Below are 15,826 nucleotides of genomic sequence, written 5' to 3'. Positions count from 1 at the left end.
TCACTGTGGGAGCAAGCTCGCTCCCACAGGGATTTGAGGCTAGACCACAACACCCAGCGGCGGCTGACTGGCATCAGCCACCAGATAATCAATCAGTTCCGTCAACGGCAACGGCTTGCTGATCAGGTAACCCTGCACCTGATCGCAGCCGAACCCGCGCAACAGATCCAGTTGCTCCCGGGTTTCCACCCCTTCGGCCACCACTTCCAGGTGCAGGTTGTGCGCGAGGTTGATCATCGCGTGCACCAGTTTGCGGTTTTCTTCGCGTTGCTCCATGCCGCCGACGAAGCTCTTGTCGATCTTCAGCAAGGTGATCGGCAGGCTGTTGAGGTGCACGAACGACGAGAACCCGGTGCCGAAATCATCCAGCGAAAATCGCACGCCGAGGCGACCCAGGGCGTCCATGGTCTGCTTGACCAGATCACTGCGGCGCATCACGGCGGTTTCGGTGAGTTCGAATTCCAGCCACTGCGCCTCGACACCGCGCTCGGCGATCAGACGACTGAGCGTCGGCAGCAACTGGCTGTCCTGAAACTGGCGGAACGACAGGTTGATCGCCATGTGCAGCGCCGGCAGACCGTGCTCGCGCAGGGCCTGCATGTCGCGCAGGGCCCGGGAAATCACCCAGTAACCCAGCGGAACGATCAGGCCGCTCTGTTCGGCCAGCGGCACGAATTCGCTGGGTGGCAACAGACCGCGCTCACTGTGGCGCCAGCGCACCAGCGCTTCGAGACCGACGATCTGACCGTCCTGCAGGTTCAGGCGCGGCTGGTAATGCAACTCCAGCTCGTCACGGCGCAAGGCCCGGCGCAGCTCGCTTTCGAGGTCGGCCATGCTCCGCGCGTTGCGGTTTATTCGTTCGTTGAAGATGTGAAAGGTGCAGCCCTGAGTGCTCTTGGCCTGCTGCATGGCGATGTGCGCGTGCCACATCAACGGATCGGCGCCGCCCTGGGCCCGCGCATGGGCGATGCCGAGGCTGGAACCGATCAGCAGGCTTTCGCCATCGACCCAGTAAGGTTCAGCCAGCGCTTCGGTGATGCGCTCGGCCATCCATTCCGCCCGTTGCGGGGCTCGGCGGGTGTCGATCAGCAGGGCGAATTCGTCACTGCCCAGGCGCGCCAGTTGATCGCCGACTTCCAGCTGACTTTTCAGCCGCGCCACCACTTGCAGGATCAGGCGATCGCCGGCCTGATGGCCGAGGGCGTCGTTGGCGTGGCGGAAGTTGTCGAGATCGAGGTGCCCGAGGGCCAGGCCGCGACCGTCGTTTTCCGCCAGACGGGCCGTGAGCAGGGTCTGGAAGCCCTGGCGGTTGGCGATGCCGGTCAGCGGATCCTGTTCGGCCAGGCGTTGCAAAGTGTTTTCCAGCACGCCACGTTCGCGCACATGCCGCAGGCAGCGTCGAAGCATGTCGGTATCGAGGGCATCAAGTACCAGCCAGTCACTGACGCCGTCGGGCGCGGTCGCCGGTTCGTGCTCCAGCAGCAATACCGTCGGCAGGCTGCAACGGCCGGGTGCCGGCTGCAAGGCGGGAACGGTCAACAACACCGCATGGCGGTTGTCTTCGAACAGGCTGCTGACCGACTCCCAGCTCGGCGCGCTGATCAGCACCGCCGCGCTCCCCAACGGAGCCAGACACTCGCGCAATAACGCTGTCCACGCTGGCTCTTCGGCCAGTAGCAGCAAACGCAAGGGTTCGACAGGCGTAGTCAAGCTGACTCCCTAGACTCTGCAATGATGTGGGCGGCGGGCATTATGCCGTTGCGGCAACCAATGACCAAACGACAACGGAAAGCAAAACGTTATTTTGTGTCACGAATGAGAACATTAGCCGCAAAATCACCGCGCATCCTGCGTGAAAGTAACAAAACCGGCAAATTTGAATCGCGTGCTGCGTCACAAGTCGGAGAGAGCAGCACAAATCGCTGAGCCTGTTAAAATGCCGGCCCATTTCGTCAACGACTCCCGAATTTTCGTATGTCCCGACTCAATCCCCGGCAGCAAGAAGCCGTGAACTACGTCGGCGGCCCTCTATTGGTGCTCGCCGGTGCTGGCTCCGGCAAGACCAGTGTGATCACGCGCAAGATCGCGCACTTGATCCAGAACTGCGGCATCCGTGCCCAGTACATCGTCGCCATGACCTTCACCAACAAGGCCGCGCGCGAAATGAAAGAGCGGGTCGGCACCCTGCTGCGTCCAGGTGAAGGCCGCGGGCTGACGGTCTGCACCTTCCACAACCTTGGCCTGAACATCATCCGCAAGGAACATGAACGACTGGGCTACAAACCCGGTTTCTCGATCTTCGACGAAACCGACGTCAAGTCGCTGATGACCGACATCATGCAGAAGGAATACGCAGGCGACGACGGCGTCGACGAGATCAAGAACATGATCGGCGCCTGGAAAAACGACCTGATCCTGCCGGCCCAGGCCCTGGAAAACGCCCGCAACCCCAAGGAACAGACCGCCGCCATCGTCTACACCCACTACCAGCGCACGCTCAAGGCGTTCAACGCGGTGGACTTCGACGACCTGATCCTGCTGCCGGTGAAACTCTTCGAAGAGCACGCCGACATCCTCGAAAAGTGGCAGAACAAGGTGCGTTACCTGCTGGTCGACGAATACCAGGACACTAACGCCAGCCAGTACCTGCTGGTGAAAATGCTCATCGGCAAACGCAACCAGTTCACCGTGGTGGGCGACGACGACCAGTCGATCTACGCCTGGCGCGGCGCACGGCCGGAAAACCTGATGCTGCTCAAGGACGACTATCCGTCCCTGAAAGTGGTGATGCTCGAGCAGAACTACCGCTCCACCAGCCGCATCCTGCGCTGCGCCAACGTGCTGATCTCGAATAACCCGCACGAATTCGAAAAGCAGCTGTGGAGTGAGATGGGCCATGGCGACGAGATCCGCGTGATCCGCTGCCGCAATGAGGACGCCGAAGCCGAGCGCGTGGCCATGGAAATCCTCAGCCTGCACTTGCGCACCGACCGCCCGTACAGCGATTTCGCGATCCTCTATCGCGGCAACTACCAGGCCAAGCTGATCGAGCTGAAACTGCAGCACCATCAGGTGCCGTACCGCCTGAGCGGCGGCAACAGCTTCTTCGGGCGTCAGGAAGTGAAAGACCTGATGGCCTACTTCCGCCTGATCGTGAACCCGGACGACGACAACGCCTTCCTGCGGGTGATCAACGTACCGCGCCGGGAAATCGGCTCGACGACCCTGGAAAAACTCGGCAACTACGCCACCGAACGCAAGATCTCGATGTACGCCGCCACCGACGAACTCGGCCTGGGCGAACATCTGGACAGCCGCTTCACCGATCGCCTGTCGCGCTTCAAGCGCTTTATGGACAAGGTGCGCGAGCAGTGCGCCGGCGAAGACCCGATCTCCGCCCTGCGCAGCATGGTCATGGACATCGACTACGAGAACTGGCTGCGCACCAACAGCTCCAGCGACAAGGCTGCGGACTACCGGATGAGCAACGTCTGGTTCCTGATCGAAGCCTTGAAGAACACCCTGGAAAAAGACGAAGACGGCGAAATGACCGTCGAGGACGCCATCGGCAAACTGGTCCTGCGTGACATGCTGGAACGTCAGCAGGAAGAGGAAGAAGGCGCCGAAGGCGTGCAGATGATGACCCTGCATGCGTCCAAGGGCCTGGAATTCCCTTACGTGTTCATCATGGGCATGGAAGAGGAAATCCTCCCGCACCGCTCCAGCATCGAAGCCGACACCATCGAAGAAGAACGCCGCCTGGCCTACGTGGGCATTACCCGCGCGCGCCAGACCCTGGCATTCACCTTCGCCGCCAAGCGCAAACAGTACGGCGAGATCATCGATTGCGCGCCCAGCCGCTTCCTCGATGAACTGCCGCCGGACGACCTGGCCTGGGAAGGCAACGACGACACACCGACCGAAGTCAAAGCCGTGCGGGGCAACAGCGCACTGGCTGATATACGCGCGATGTTAAAGCGCTAGAATTGACCACTTTTTTACTAGACCTTCGGCGCACAAAGCGCCAAATGAGGACAGCTTCATGGAAGCATTGCACCAGAAAATCCGCGAACTAGGCATCGTGCTTTCCGACCAGGTCCTGAAGGTCGACGCCTTCCTGAACCACCAGATCGACCCGGCCCTGATGAAGCTGATCGGCGACGAATTCGCCACGCTGTTCAAGGACTCCGGCATCACCAAGATCGTCACCATCGAAGCGTCGGGCATCGCCCCGGCGATCATGACCGGTCTGAACCTCGGCGTGCCGGTGATCTTCGCCCGCAAGCAACAGTCCCTGACCCTGACTGAAAACCTGCTGTCGGCGACCGTTTACTCGTTCACCAAGAAGACCGAAAGCACCGTGGCCATCTCCCCGCGCCACCTGACCAGCAGCGACCGCGTGCTGATCATCGACGACTTCCTGGCCAACGGTAAGGCATCCCAGGCGCTGATCTCGATCATCAAGCAAGCCGGCGCCACCGTCGCGGGCCTGGGCATCGTGATCGAGAAGTCGTTCCAGGGCGGCCGTGCGGAACTGGATTCGCAGGGTTACCGCGTCGAGTCGCTGGCTCGCGTGAAATCGCTGAAGGATGGCGTGGTGACTTTCATCGAGTAACGGCTGAAAGACGCAAGTACACCGCAATTCCTGTGGGAGCTGGCTTGCCAGCGATGGCGACCTATCCTTCAACATCCAAGTTGACTGATACACCGCCATCGCGGGCAAGCCCGCTCCCACAGGTTTTTTTGTTGTTTTTTATTGCGCGGTAGCCTTCAGGCCGGTCAGAAGCAGGCGCTGGAAAAGGTCTTCTTTCAGGCCTTCCGGGTTCGTAAGCTGCATCCGCTCAAGGTGCACGGGGAACATCGACGGCTCCGGCGCATCCAGCGCTGCCTTGCCCAGTTCCAGAATCTCGGTCAGCTTGAACTTGCTCTTGAGCCAGTTCAGCGCCCGCAACAGATCCTTTTCGACCTCTGTGAAATCGCAACCCAGCGGATACTCCGGAAACAGGTTCGGATGCCGTGCGGCAATCGCCTGCAAGCGTTGCGGGGTGTTGTCGGTAAAGCGTGGATCGAGACGGAAATCCTTCGGCAACTTGCCGACCTTCTGCGCCTGCTCGATCAAGCCCTGCTGGAAGCGTGAATCGCTGATATTGAGCAACGCCTCGATCACCGCCGCATCCGACTTGCCGCGCAGATCGGCGATGCCGTACTCGGTGACCACGATGTCGCGCAGGTGCCGTGGAATCGTGCAATGGCCGTACTCCCAGACAATGTTCGAACTGACATCGCCGCCGGATTCGCGCCAGCTGCGCAGCAGCAGGATCGAGCGCGCATCGTGCAGGGCATGGCCCTGAGCGACGAAGTTGTACTGCCCGCCGACGCCGCTGAGCACACGTCCGTCTTCCAGTTGATCCGCCACCCCGGCGCCCAGCAGGGTCATGGTGAACACAGTGTTGATGAACCGCGCATCCAGACGCTGCAGGCGTTTGAGCTCTTCCTGACCATACAGCTCGTTGATATAGCTGATGCGGGTCATGTTGAAGTCGAGGCGTTTGCTCAGCGGCAACTCACGCAAGCGCTCATAGAAACTGCGCGGCCCGAGAAAGAAGCCGCCATGCACTGAAATGCCGTCGGTTTGCGCCGCCTCGTCGAGGGTGCCGGCATTGGCCTGCTCCTGAGTCTGCACGTCCGGGTAGACCTTGCGCCGGATGATCCCGGCGTCCGCCAGCACCAGCAAGCCGTTGACGAACATCTCGCTGCAACCGTACAGGCCCTTGGCGAAGGGCTCGATGCCGCCCTCGCGTTCGATCAACTGCGCCCACTGGCTTAGGTTCACATCGGCCAGCAAGGCCTGGTAACCAGCGTTGTCGGCCTGCCGCGCCAGTAACGCAGCGGTCAGCGCGTCGCCCATCGAACCGATGCCGATCTGCAAGGTGCCGCCATCGCGTATCAACGTACTGGCGTGCAATCCGATGAAGTGATCCTGAAACCCGACAGGCATGTTCGGCGTGGAAAACAGCGTGCTGCTGTCCTTTTCGTCGATCAGCAGGTCGAAGGTGTCGATGTCGACTTCCGAATCGCCCGGCATGTACGGCAACTCGGTGTGCACCTGGCCGACCAGCAGAATGGTCTCCCCCGCCGCCCGGCGTTTGGCGATCATCGGGAACAGATCGAGGGTGATGTCCGGGTTGCAACTCAGACTAAGACGATCCGGATGTTCGCTGCTGCTGGCGAGCAACTGCGCCACCAGGTTCAGGCCGGCGGCGTTGATGTCGCGGGCGGCGTGGCTGTAATTGCTGCTGACGTAATCCTGCTGGGCCGTCGCGCTATTGAGCAGGCTGCCCGGCTGCATGAAGAACTGCTCGATGCGGATGTTGGCCGGCAGGCTGTCGCGGCGCAGATCGGCGAGGAATTCCAGCTCCGGGTAATCGCCAAACACCCGCTCGACAAAGGGTTCGATGAAGCGCTTCTGCAAACCGTCGCCCAGGGTCGGACGGCCAAGGCACAGGGCGGTGTAGATCGTCAGTTGCCGTTCGGGCAATCCGGCCACCCGCCGGTACAGGGCGTTGACGAAGGGATTGGGTTTGCCCAGCCCCAGCGGCAGGCCCATGTGGATGTGCGCCGGCAACCTTGCCAGTACGTCGTCCACTGCCTGTTCGATCGAACACAACTGCACCATCTGAAGCCTCCTGCCCGTTCCGTGAATAGAGGTACGACCGAGATTGCCGGTTGTTTGCTGCAAAGAACAGCCTCAGGCCTGAACCGCGGGCACAAAAAAACCGTCCGAAGACGGTTTTTTTCGTCAGAAGCGCGGCTTATTTCAGGCCGGACATCTTCTGGATGGCGCCCTTGAGCTCGTCATCCGAGCAGTCGGCGCAGGTGCCTTTCGGCGGCATGGAGTTGATGCCGGTGATGGCCTTGGCCAGGATGCCGTCGAGGCCGCCCTGGTGATCGGCGCGCTCTTTCCAGGCCGCGGTGTCACCGATTTTCGGCGCGCCCAACAGGCCGGAGCCGTGGCAAGCGTTGCAATGTTTGGCAATCACTTCGTCCGGCGTCTTGGCGCCGCCACCGCCGCCTGCCGAAGCAGCGACTTCCATCCCCTTGCACTCTTGCCCTTGAACACACACCTGGCCGACCGGCTCAAGGCGCTTGGCAATGTCGTCATTCGTCGCAGCTTGAGCGCTGACAGCCCAGAGGGCCAGTACGGTTGCTGGTGCAGCCAGCATTTTCATAATTAGGTTCACGCGTTCACCCTCAATGGTGGCTATTCACGCCTGCGGCCACGGTTCGCAGGCGGGCGCAAGTATAGCGGTTAGCCCGCTTCACTGAAACAACCCCAAAGTCGAAGGGGTTATATCGCGCTGTGGAAAAACGTTTCGGGTGCCTTCGCCGGTATGGCCTGGCGCCTCTTTGTTTAAAAATTCGCCGGCGTGGCTGCGCTGATTAGTCGCGCCGGTGCATCGAACGGATTACGGAAACGATGCGGCTTGGTACTTTCAAAGTAGTAGCTGTCGCCGGCTTCGAGGATAAAAGTTTCAAGGCCCACCACCAGCTCCAGGCGCCCTTCCACCAGAATCCCGGTTTCCTCGCCTTCGTGGGTGAGCATTTCTTCGCCGGTGTCGGCGCCCGGCGGGTAGATTTCATTGAGGAACGCGATGGCCCGGCTCGGGTGCGCGCGGCCGACCAGTTTCATGGTCACGGCACCGTCGGAAATGTCGATCAGCTCGTTGGCCTTGTAGACGATCTGGGTCGGTTTTTCCTGCAGGATTTCTTCGGAAAAGAACTCGACCATGGACATGGGGATCCCGCCCAGAACTTTCCTCAGCGAACTGATCGAAGGGCTGACGCTGTTCTTTTCGATCATCGAAATGGTGCTGTTGGTGACGCCCGCGCGCTTGGCGAGTTCACGCTGGGAAAGCCCTTTGAGCTTGCGGATCGATTGCAGTCGTTCACCGACGTCCAAGGCTGGAGCCTCCTGATGTTGTAGAAATATTGAGCGTTATCATGGCGACAGCGTTCAGTATTTACAACACTTGGGCCCCGCTTGCGCTTCAACCCTCGGAATAGAGCCTCGGCACCCGCCGCAGGTTGCAGAAGATCTGGTACGGAATGGTGTCCGCCCACTTCGCCACGTCGCTGGCGAGGATATTCTTGCCCCACAACTCGACGGTCGAACCGAGGCCGGCTTGCGGCACGTCGGTCAGGTCGATGCACAGCATGTCCATCGACACCCGGCCAAGAATGCGGCTGCGCTGGCCGGCCACCAGCACCGGGGTGCCGGTCGGTGCCTGACGCGGGTAACCGTCGGCATAACCCATGGCAACCACGCCGATGCGCATCGGTTTGTCGGTGATGAATTTCGCACCGTAACCCACCGGTTCGCTGGCCGGCAATTCGCGCACGCTGATGACTTTCGATTCCAGGGTCATCACCGGTTGCAGGCGCTCTGCCACGGCGTTGGCTTCTTCGAACGGGGTGGCGCCGTAGAGCATGATGCCCGGGCGCACCCAGTCGCTGTGAATCTGTGGCCAGCCCAGCACCGCCGGCGAATTGCGCAGGCTGACTTCGGCTGCCAGGCCCTGACGCGCCGCTTCGAACACTGCAACCTGATCGGCGCTGCTCTGCTCGTGCAGTTCATCGGCCCGGGCGAAGTGACTCATCAGCACGACTTTCGCCACGTTGCCGCTGGCCAGCAGACGCTGGTAAGCCGCCGGGTAATCCTTCGGATGCAGGCCCACTCGGTGCATGCCCGAATCGAGTTTCAGCCACACAGTGATCGGTTTGCTCAACGTCGCCTGTTCGATCGCTTCGAGCTGCCACAGCGAATGCACCACGCACCAGAAATCGTGCTCGACGACCAGCGCCAGCTCGTCGGCCTCGAAAAAGCCTTCGAGCAACAGCACCGGCGCAAGAATCCCGGCAGCACGCAGCTCCAGGGCTTCTTCGATGCATGCCACCGCGAAGCCGTCCGCTTCAGCCTCCAGCGCCTGGGCGCAACGCACCGCGCCATGGCCGTAGGCATCGGCCTTGATCACCGCCAGCGCCTTGGCACCGGTGACTTCACGGGCGATACGGTAGTTGTGACGCAGGGCTTGAAGGTCGATCAGGGCACGGGCAGGACGCATGGCAGCAGACTTCTTGGCGGTCATGGGAATAAAAACCGGCGCTGGCTGACGGCGTGAACCGCCAACAGCACCGGGAGAGGGATCTTTGCAACGGGTTACGGCAACGCGGCGACGATGGAGATCTCGACCAGGATGCTCGGCTTGGCCATCTTCGCTTCGACGGTGGCGCGGGCCGGGGCGGCGCCCTTTGGCAGCCACTGATCCCACACCGAATTCATGCCGGCAAAATGCGCCTCGATGTCGTTCAGGTAGATCGTCGCCGACAGCAGGTGCTGTTTGTCGGTACCGGCCAGATCAAGCAAACGCTCGATGTTGGCGAGGACGTCGCGGGTCTGCTGTTCGACACCGGCGTTGAAGTCATCGCCGACCTGCCCGGACAGATACACCGTACCGTTGTGGCTGACGATCTGACTCATGCGCTCATTGGTGAGCTGGCGCTGGATTGCCATGCTTTGCGGACTCCTGGGTGGTGTTGCCATAACGGGAAATATCGAGGCCTTCAGCGCTGATCTGTGGTTTTTTCTTCGCCATCAGGTCGGCCAGCAAGCGACCGGAGCCGCACGCCATGGTCCAGCCGAGGGTGCCGTGACCGGTGTTCAGGAACAGGTTCTTGAACGGGGTGGCGCCGACGATCGGCGTGCCATCCGGGGTGGTTGGGCGCAGGCCGGTCCAGAAACTCGCTTCGGCCAGATTGCCGCCCTGAGGATAAAGGTCGTTGACGATCATCTCCAGGGTTTCGCGCCGACGCGGGTTCAGCGACAGGTCAAAACCGGCGATCTCCGCCATGCCGCCGACGCGGATGCGGTTGTCGAAACGGGTGATCGCGACCTTGTAGGTCTCGTCGAGAATGGTCGACGTCGGGGCCATGGCCGGGTTGGTGATCGGCACGGTCAGCGAGTAGCCCTTCAACGGATAGACCGGGGCCTTGATGCCCAGCGGCTTGAGCAGTTGCGGCGAGTAGCTGCCGAGGGCCAGCACGTAGCGGTCGGCGGTTTCCAGCTTGCCGTCGATCCATACGCCATTGATGCGGTCACCGGCGAAGTCGAGGCGCTGGATGTCCTGACCGAAACGGAATTCCACACCAAGCTTGGTGGCCATTTCAGCGAGGCGAGTGGTGAAGATCTGGCAGTCGCCGGTTTGGTCATTCGGCAGGCGCAGAGCACCGGCGAGGATGTCGGTGACACCGGCCAGCGCCGGTTCGACGCGGGCAATGCCGGCGCGGTCGAGCACTTCGAACGGCACGCCGGATTCTTTCAGTACGGCGATGTCCTTGGCGGCGTTATCCAGTTGCGCCTGGGTGCGGAACAACTGCGTGGTGCCAAGGCTGCGGCCCTCGTAGGCGATGCCGGTCTCGGCGCGCAATTCGTCGAGGCAGTCGCGGCTGTACTCGGACAGACGCACCATGCGCTCCTTGTTCACCGCGTAACGGTTGGCGGTGCAGTTGCGCAGCATCTGCGCCATCCACAGGTACTGGTCGATGTCGGCGGTGGCCTTGATTGCCAGCGGCGCGTGGCGTTGCAGCAGCCACTTGATGGCTTTGAGGGGTACGCCCGGCGCAGCCCACGGCGAGGCGTAGCCCGGCGAGACCTGGCCGGCGTTGGCGAAACTGGTCTCCATGGCCGCGGCGGGCTGCCGGTCGACCACCACCACTTCAAACCCGGCACGGGCCAGATAGTAAGCACTGGCGGTACCGATGACGCCGCTACCCAAGACCATAACGCGCATTTTTGTATCCCTCATCGCGGCGTGCCGCGCATGTGTGTTGTCAGAGCAATGATGCGCGCAGTGTAAAAAAGATTTGCCAGTGCTTTTCACTGTATAAGCGCCTATATTTGGCGACAATTCTCGGCAAAAACCCTTTTCACGGAGGCGCATCCCCTATGCGTACCAACACTCAGACCAAACGTGAGCTGGACAAGATCGACCGCAACATCTTGCGGATCCTGCAGGCGGACGGACGGATTTCATTCACCGAACTGGGCGAAAAGGTCGGGCTCTCCACCACGCCATGCACAGAGCGGGTGCGGCGCCTGGAGCGCGAGGGGATCATCATGGGCTACAACGCCCGCCTCAATCCCCAGCATCTGAAGGGTAGTCTGCTGGTGTTCGTCGAGATCAGCCTCGACTACAAATCCGGCGACACTTTCGAAGAGTTCCGACGCGCGGTGCTGAAATTGCCCCACGTGCTGGAATGCCATCTGGTGTCAGGGGATTTCGACTATCTGGTGAAGGCGCGGATTTCCGAGATGGCCTCGTACCGCAAGCTGCTGGGCGACATCCTGCTCAAGCTGCCGCACGTGCGCGAATCCAAGAGCTACATCGTGATGGAAGAAGTGAAAGAGAGCCTGAGCCTGCCGATTCCGGACTGAGCTCAGACCAGCACCTGCCGGTTTTCGGCCATGTACTCGAACACCTGCTTCTCGACCCGTGGATGAATCAGCTCCACCGGGCGCCGGCCGTTGGGGCACGGCAAGGTCTGAGTGGTGCCGAACAACCGGCAAATCAGTGGTCGTTCGTCATACACCGTGCAGCCATTTGGCCCCAGATGCACACAGTTGAGTTCTTCCATGGCCGCGTCCTGCTCGGCGCGGGTCTTGCGCGGCAGGCGGGACATTTCTTCGGGTGAGGTGGTCACCGGCCCGCAGCAGTCATGGCAGCCCGGCACGCATTCGAACGTGGGAATCTGCTGACGCAGGGTGCGGATTTTCTGACTGTTGCAGCTCATTGCAGCGGTAACCGGAGCGGAATAGGCGGCAATTGTGCCGCAAAAGCCGTGATCCAGACACCACGGGCCGACCAATGTTGCCCGTCCTCGGGCCTGCGGCTTATGCTCCGTCAAATTTTCTCGACACCCCGCTCAGGATGACGCCCATGAATGCCCGCGCCCACGCCTCCGCGAGCCAACCCCACGTTGCCTCTTACTACGCCGCCAGCAGCCTGCCGCAACCCGACCATCCGCTGCTGCAAGGTGAACTGCTCGCGGACGTGTGCGTGGTCGGCGGCGGTTTCTCCGGGCTGAACACCGCGCTGGAGCTGGCGGAGCGCGGCTTGAGCGTGGTGTTGCTGGAAGCGCACCGGGTCGGCTGGGGCGCCAGCGGTCGCAACGGCGGGCAACTGATTCGCGGGGTTGGTCACGGCCTCGATCAGTTCGCCAACGTGATCGGCGCCGACGGCGTGCGTCAGATGAAACTCATGGGCCTGGAAGCCGTGGAAATCGTCCGCCAGCGCGTCGAGAAATTTCAGATCCCCTGCGACCTGACCTGGGGTTACTGCGACCTCGCCAACAAACCTTCCGACCTTGAAGGTTTTGCCGAAGACGCCGAAGAGCTGCGCAGCCTCGGTTACCGCTACGAAACCCGCCTGCTGCAAGCGAACGAAATGCACACCGTAGTCGGCTCCAAACGCTACGTCGGCGGCCTGATCGACATGGGTTCCGGGCATCTGCATCCGCTGAACCTGGCACTCGGCGAAGCCGCAGCGGCGCATCAATTGGGGGTGAAGCTGTTCGAGCAATCGGCGGTCACCCGCATCGACTACGGCCCCGAAGTCCGCGTACATACGGCGCAAGGTTCGGTACGGGCGAAAACCCTGGTGCTCGGCTGCAACGCCTATCTCAATGACCTCAATCCGCAACTCAGCGGCAAGGTACTGCCGGCCGGCAGCTACATCATTGCCACCGAACCGCTGAGCGAGGAACAGGCTCACGCCCTGCTGCCACAGAACATGGCGGTCTGCGATCAGCGGGTGGCGCTCGATTACTACCGGCTCTCGGCGGATCGTCGCCTGCTGTTCGGCGGCGCCTGCCATTACTCGGGACGTGATCCGAAGGACATCGCTGCGTACATGCGACCGAAAATGCTGGAAGTGTTTCCGCAGCTCGCCTCAGCGAAGATCGAGTATCAGTGGGGCGGGATGATCGGCATCGGTGCCAACCGTCTGCCGCAGATTGGCCGGCTCACCGACCAGCCGAACGTGTATTACGCCCAGGCCTATTCCGGCCACGGCGTGAATGCCACACACCTGGCGGGCAAGTTGCTGGCCGAGGCCATCAGCGGCCAGCACAGCGGTGGTTTCGACCTGTTCGCCAAAGTGCCACACATCACCTTCCCCGGCGGCAAGCATCTGCGCTCGCCGCTGTTGGCGTTGGGGATGTTGTGGCATCGCCTTAAAGAGTTGGTCTGATGATTTTGTAGCGTCCTTGAGGCCGCCATCGCTGGCAAGCCAGCTCCCACAAGGTCGGTGGTGGACACTGATTTTGTGAACACCACCACTACTGTGGGAGCTGGCTTGCCAGCGATGAGGCCAGCATAGACAACGAAGGTTTCAGATCCGCCAGAAGGGCCTCAACCCCTCCTCCAGCGCCTGCTCCCGAGTCAGCCCGATGTCCTTGAGCTGGTCCGGCGTCAGGCGCAGCAACGCCTTGCGCGTGTGCAGACGGTGCCAGAACAGGTCCCAGCGACTCAGGCCGGACGGTGCGCTGCACATGCTCTCGTTGCGCGCATTGTCCTGTTGCCCTGCCTCCAGTTCCTGACTGTGTAACGTCAGCCGCACATCGCTCAAGCCGTTCATTTTCGTTGCTCCTGTTTACTTGGGTAGCCAGAGATTCCATGATGCGCGGGCGAGCAAAAGCATTACAGATTCAACACATCTGTATTATTTCCATACAGATTTGCTGTCTCTGCGACTGAATTGTCGATTTACGCCGCATCTGTACTGGTTTAACGAATCATCTGCATCGAGGCAGTGTCATGACGCTCTATGTGAATCTCGCCGAACTGCTCGGCACCCGCATCGAACAAGGCTTCTACCGCCCCGGTGACCGACTGCCATCAGTGCGTGCCCTGAGCGTCGAACACGGGGTCAGCCTGAGCACGGTGCAGCAGGCCTATCGGATGCTGGAAGACAGCGGCCTGGCCACGCCGAAACCCAAGTCCGGGTACTTCGTGCCGGTCGGTCGCGAGTTGCCGGAACTGCCGGCGGTGGGGCGTCCGGCGCAACGGCCGGTGGAAATTTCCCAGTGGGATCAGGTGCTGGAACTGATTCGCGCCGTGCCGCGCAAGGACGTGGTGCAGCTCGGTCGCGGCATGCCGGACATCTCGTCACCCACGATGAAACCGCTGCTGCGTGGGCTGGCCCGTATCAGCCGCCGTCAGGACATGCCCGGTCTGTATTACGACAATATCCACGGCACCCTCGAACTGCGCGAACAGATCGCGCGGCTGATGCTCGATTCCGGCTGCCAGTTGAACGCCAGCGATCTGGTGGTCACCACCGGTTGCCACGAAGCCCTGTCCACCAGCATTCACGCAATCTGCGAGCCCGGCGACATCGTCGCGGTGGACTCGCCGAGCTTTCACGGCGCCATGCAGACCCTCAAGGGGCTGGGCATGAAAGCCCTGGAAATCCCCACCGATCCCCTCACCGGCATCAGCCTCGAAGCGCTGGAACTGGCACTGGAACAATGGCCGATCAAGGTCATCCAGCTCACGCCCAACTGCAACAACCCGCTCGGCTACATCATGCCGGAGTCGCGCAAACGCGCCCTGCTCAACCTGGCCCAGCGCTTCGACGTGGCGATCATCGAAGACGATGTGTATGGCGAACTGGCCTACACCTACCCACGTCCGCGCACGATCAAATCCTTCGACGAGGATGGCCGCGTCTTACTCTGCAGTTCGTTTTCCAAGACCCTCGCGCCGGGATTGCGCATCGGCTGGGTCGCGCCCGGTCGCTATCTCGAACGCGTGCTGCACATGAAATACATCAGCACTGGCTCTACGGCACCTCAACCGCAGATCGCCATCGCCGAATTTCTCAAGGCCGGGCACTTCGAACCGCATTTGCGGCGGATGCGCACGCAATACCAGCGCAATCGCGACGTGATGATTGATTGGGTGACGCGCTACTTCCCGGCCGGCACCCGCGCCAGCCGCCCGCAAGGCAGTTTCATGCTCTGGGTCGAACTGCCGGAAGGTTTCGATACGCTGAAACTGAATCGTGCGCTGCACGATCAGGGCGTACAGATTGCCGTCGGCAGCATCTTTTCCGCCTCGGGCAAATACCGCAATTGCCTGCGCATGAACTACGCGGCCAAACCCACAGCACTGATCGAAGATGCCGTGCGCAAGGTCGGCGCGGCGGCGATCAAGCTGTTGGCCGAGGCCGATTAATCCACCATAAAGGCGCCCTGACCTTCAAACCGCATCGGATCGACGGGGCGGCTTGAGGCGTCATCGACCCGCGCATCCAGCTCCAGCTCCACTTCCAGCAGACTGCCCTGGATACCGGCGTCCGCCCGCCATGGAACAACGTGGATGCCCGGTCGCAGGAAATCACCTTCGACCGGTTGGCCGCTGTCCAGGCGCCAGTGCACCGCCGCACCGTCGACACGAGCAGCCACGATACGTAGTTGCAACGTGCCCGCCGCCCAACGGAAACGTTGCGGATCGGCGGGGGGCGCGACAAATGCCCAGCGCATCAAACGCACGTCGGGACAGTGCACCCGCAAGTGCACACTGCGCAAACCAAAGCCCGGGCCCCGGCCATCAAGCGCCGTGCGTTGCAGCAGGTCGGCGCGCGTTGCGCTACCCAGGTTCACGCTCGCGGGCGACAGACTCGACTGACACGTATCGGCGCCTGACGCCGGTTGAAATACCAAGCACAGCAACACGATCCAAACCGGCAGAAATTTCATCAGATGCACT

15 protein-coding genes are annotated in these 15,826 nt (G+C 61.5%); 5 read left to right on the top strand and 10 right to left on the bottom strand.

The genetic code is table 11. The annotated features are described in order from the left end of the window. Nucleotides 1-39: 39 nt before the first annotated feature. Nucleotides 40-1,710 carry a bifunctional diguanylate cyclase/phosphodiesterase gene (locus tag QLG12_RS22730; protein ID WP_282475263.1) on the bottom strand — a complete coding sequence of 557 codons (1,671 nt, stop codon included), beginning with the start codon at nt 1,708-1,710 and terminating at the stop codon, nt 40-42. A gap of 264 nt (nt 1,711-1,974) precedes the next feature. On the opposite strand from QLG12_RS22730, the gene rep reads away from it, so the two are divergent. Beyond that, on the top strand, nt 1,975-3,984 hold the full coding sequence (gene rep / locus QLG12_RS22725) for a DNA helicase Rep (RefSeq protein ID WP_011336539.1): 2,010 nt from the start codon (nt 1,975-1,977) through the stop codon (nt 3,982-3,984). Nucleotides 3,985-4,042: 58 nt separating this feature from the next. Next, a complete protein-coding gene (locus QLG12_RS22720) occupies nt 4,043-4,615 on the top strand; it encodes a xanthine phosphoribosyltransferase (RefSeq protein WP_007954497.1) in 573 nt (190 codons plus the stop codon). A gap of 138 nt (nt 4,616-4,753) precedes the next feature. Here the strand turns inward: QLG12_RS22720 and QLG12_RS22715 are convergent, their stop codons facing one another. From QLG12_RS22715 to dadA, 6 genes are all read right to left on the bottom strand, one after another. Beyond that, nucleotides 4,754-6,676: an acetyl-CoA hydrolase/transferase C-terminal domain-containing protein gene (locus QLG12_RS22715; RefSeq protein WP_282475262.1), complete on the bottom strand. Its 1,923-nt coding sequence runs from the start codon at nt 6,674-6,676 to the stop codon at nt 4,754-4,756. A 136-nt stretch (nt 6,677-6,812) separates the two neighbouring features. After that, the gene (locus QLG12_RS22710; protein WP_011336541.1) at nt 6,813-7,229 is read right to left on the bottom strand and encodes a c-type cytochrome; all 417 of its coding nucleotides are present in this window, start codon (nt 7,227-7,229) and stop codon (nt 6,813-6,815) included. A gap of 182 nt (nt 7,230-7,411) precedes the next feature. Continuing rightward, entirely contained in the window at nt 7,412-7,960 is a 549-nt protein-coding gene (locus QLG12_RS22705; RefSeq protein ID WP_003229444.1) for a cupin domain-containing protein, read from the bottom strand. 88 nt (nt 7,961-8,048) lie between these two features. Then, a complete protein-coding gene (gene alr / locus QLG12_RS22700) occupies nt 8,049-9,122 on the bottom strand; it encodes an alanine racemase (protein WP_197869037.1) in 1,074 nt (357 codons plus the stop codon). Nucleotides 9,123-9,217: 95 nt separating this feature from the next. Beyond that, nucleotides 9,218-9,571 carry a RidA family protein gene (locus tag QLG12_RS22695; RefSeq protein ID WP_039765240.1) on the bottom strand — a complete coding sequence of 118 codons (354 nt, stop codon included), beginning with the start codon at nt 9,569-9,571 and terminating at the stop codon, nt 9,218-9,220. Continuing rightward, nucleotides 9,543-10,847, bottom strand: coding sequence for a D-amino acid dehydrogenase (gene dadA, locus QLG12_RS22690; protein ID WP_007954487.1), 1,305 nt, complete (start codon nt 10,845-10,847; stop codon nt 9,543-9,545). The genes QLG12_RS22695 and dadA overlap by 29 nt, the downstream gene beginning before the upstream one ends. Nucleotides 10,848-11,002: 155 nt before the next feature. Here dadA and QLG12_RS22685 point away from each other — a divergent pair, with 155 nt between their 5' ends. After that, entirely contained in the window at nt 11,003-11,491 is a 489-nt protein-coding gene (locus tag QLG12_RS22685) for an Lrp/AsnC ligand binding domain-containing protein (protein WP_003177284.1), read from the top strand. Between the two features lie 2 nt (nt 11,492-11,493). Here QLG12_RS22685 and QLG12_RS22680 read toward each other — a convergent pair whose 3' ends face one another. Further along, on the bottom strand, nt 11,494-11,847 hold the full coding sequence (locus QLG12_RS22680) for a YkgJ family cysteine cluster protein (RefSeq protein ID WP_007954485.1): 354 nt from the start codon (nt 11,845-11,847) through the stop codon (nt 11,494-11,496). A 146-nt stretch (nt 11,848-11,993) separates the two neighbouring features. Between QLG12_RS22680 and QLG12_RS22675 the strand changes: the two genes are divergently transcribed. Then, a complete protein-coding gene (locus tag QLG12_RS22675) occupies nt 11,994-13,304 on the top strand; it encodes an FAD-binding oxidoreductase (protein WP_282475261.1) in 1,311 nt (436 codons plus the stop codon). A gap of 141 nt (nt 13,305-13,445) precedes the next feature. Here QLG12_RS22675 and QLG12_RS22670 read toward each other — a convergent pair whose 3' ends face one another. After that, on the bottom strand, nt 13,446-13,691 hold the full coding sequence (locus QLG12_RS22670; RefSeq protein ID WP_236192283.1) for a DUF1127 domain-containing protein: 246 nt from the start codon (nt 13,689-13,691) through the stop codon (nt 13,446-13,448). A gap of 179 nt (nt 13,692-13,870) precedes the next feature. Here QLG12_RS22670 and QLG12_RS22665 point away from each other — a divergent pair, with 179 nt between their 5' ends. After that, nucleotides 13,871-15,292, top strand: a complete 1,422-nt coding sequence (locus QLG12_RS22665; protein ID WP_236192284.1) for a PLP-dependent aminotransferase family protein — start codon at nt 13,871-13,873, stop codon at nt 15,290-15,292. On the opposite strand, the gene QLG12_RS22660 is transcribed toward QLG12_RS22665, so the two are convergent. Beyond that, entirely contained in the window at nt 15,289-15,816 is a 528-nt protein-coding gene (locus QLG12_RS22660; RefSeq protein ID WP_197868870.1) for a hypothetical protein, read from the bottom strand. The two genes, QLG12_RS22665 and QLG12_RS22660, sit on opposite strands and share 4 nt — an antisense overlap. Between the last annotated feature and the right edge of the window lie 10 nt (nt 15,817-15,826).

Source organism: Pseudomonas sp. V88_4, assembly GCF_029967985.1.
In the GTDB taxonomy this organism is placed as follows: Bacteria; Pseudomonadota; Gammaproteobacteria; order Pseudomonadales; family Pseudomonadaceae; genus Aquipseudomonas; species Aquipseudomonas glycinae.
This window is presented reverse-complemented; position numbering and strand designations above follow the sequence as displayed.

Bases quoted from the DNA above. Each gene is read 5' to 3' on its own strand.
- rep (WP_011336539.1), top strand. From the start codon at position 1,975: ATGTCCCGACTCAATCCCCGGCAGCAAGAAGCCGTGAACTACGTCGGC.
- QLG12_RS22720 (WP_007954497.1), top strand. From the start codon at position 4,043: ATGGAAGCATTGCACCAGAAAATCCGCGAACTAGGCATCGTGCTTTCC.
- QLG12_RS22715 (WP_282475262.1), bottom strand. From the start codon at position 6,676: ATGGTGCAGTTGTGTTCGATCGAACAGGCAGTGGACGACGTACTGGCA.
- QLG12_RS22710 (WP_011336541.1), bottom strand. From the start codon at position 7,229: ATGAAAATGCTGGCTGCACCAGCAACCGTACTGGCCCTCTGGGCTGTC.
- alr (WP_197869037.1), bottom strand. From the start codon at position 9,122: ATGCGTCCTGCCCGTGCCCTGATCGACCTTCAAGCCCTGCGTCACAAC.
- QLG12_RS22695 (WP_039765240.1), bottom strand. From the start codon at position 9,571: ATGGCAATCCAGCGCCAGCTCACCAATGAGCGCATGAGTCAGATCGTC.
- dadA (WP_007954487.1), bottom strand. From the start codon at position 10,847: ATGCGCGTTATGGTCTTGGGTAGCGGCGTCATCGGTACCGCCAGTGCT.
- QLG12_RS22685 (WP_003177284.1), top strand. From the start codon at position 11,003: ATGCGTACCAACACTCAGACCAAACGTGAGCTGGACAAGATCGACCGC.
- QLG12_RS22680 (WP_007954485.1), bottom strand. From the start codon at position 11,847: ATGAGCTGCAACAGTCAGAAAATCCGCACCCTGCGTCAGCAGATTCCC.
- QLG12_RS22675 (WP_282475261.1), top strand. From the start codon at position 11,994: ATGAATGCCCGCGCCCACGCCTCCGCGAGCCAACCCCACGTTGCCTCT.
- QLG12_RS22670 (WP_236192283.1), bottom strand. From the start codon at position 13,691: ATGAACGGCTTGAGCGATGTGCGGCTGACGTTACACAGTCAGGAACTG.
- QLG12_RS22665 (WP_236192284.1), top strand. From the start codon at position 13,871: ATGACGCTCTATGTGAATCTCGCCGAACTGCTCGGCACCCGCATCGAA.
- QLG12_RS22660 (WP_197868870.1), bottom strand. From the start codon at position 15,816: ATGAAATTTCTGCCGGTTTGGATCGTGTTGCTGTGCTTGGTATTTCAA.